This is a genomic window from Brevundimonas sp. UBA7838 (assembly GCF_002500885.1).
Lineage (GTDB): Bacteria > Pseudomonadota > Alphaproteobacteria > Caulobacterales > Caulobacteraceae > Brevundimonas > Brevundimonas vesicularis_C.
Genome location: NZ_DLTK01000079.1, coordinates 2,927 through 3,642 on the forward strand (window position 1 = coordinate 2,927; position 716 = coordinate 3,642).

General features: G+C 61.7%; 1 protein-coding gene and 1 pseudogene. One reads left to right on the top strand and one right to left on the bottom strand.

Annotated features, from left to right (window positions below; genetic code table 11):
* A pseudogene (locus B3T77_RS06475) lies at nucleotides 1–208 on the bottom strand (long-chain-acyl-CoA synthetase); the annotation flags it as partial.
* A 323-nt stretch (nucleotides 209–531) separates the two neighbouring features.
* Here B3T77_RS06475 and B3T77_RS06480 point away from each other — a divergent pair.
* A partial coding sequence (locus tag B3T77_RS06480) for a hypothetical protein (protein ID WP_292078230.1) occupies nucleotides 532–716 on the top strand: 185 nt, incomplete at its 3' end.

The following is a 716-nucleotide window of genomic DNA, read 5'->3' on the forward strand; positions in this document are numbered from 1 at the left end:
GGTTGGCCATGGCGTCCAGGTCGCGATACGTCAGGGCGCGCTGACCGTCGTCGATGGCGATGTTGTCGGCGAACTTGTCGACCGCTTCTTCGAAGTCGTCGCAGAGCAGGACGTCGCTGTCCAACTCGATCGGCTTGATGCGTTTCAACAGACGGAACAGGCCGCGCGCGAACCGGACATCCCTACGGATATTGGCTACAAAACCCATGCGCGCCGTACTCCGGTCAATGCGTGTTCACCCGGTCCGGTGATGGACGAAGGCGGCCGGTCGGGTCAACCATAGGGTCCGCAATCCTTCGCGAACCTGACGAATTGCCGTCCGGCCGTGATCCATTTGTTCGGTTGACGCGGCGGAAATCCAGACCGTAGCCCTGCTTTTTATTGCCGCATTGACGGCAAATGCGGCGGACCCGCGCACGGTCTTCGCCCCATTCCGGGCGGAAACGGTGTTTCTTCGGGGCTTTTGCCCCTTACGCGGAACGGCATTGCGGAACGGCGGGTTGGTTGATCGACGTTATGGAGGACAGAACAATGTCTATGACCTATGCCAACGCCAATACCGAAGCCCGCGCTGAGGACACGACCTTCGTTCCGCGCTACGCCCGCACGACCAAGTCCAAGAAGTCGGTGAAGACCTGGATGATCCTGGCCCCGATCGGCGCCGTGGTGCTGCTGGGCAGCGGCGTCGCCATGATGATGGGCGGCGAACAGGCCGC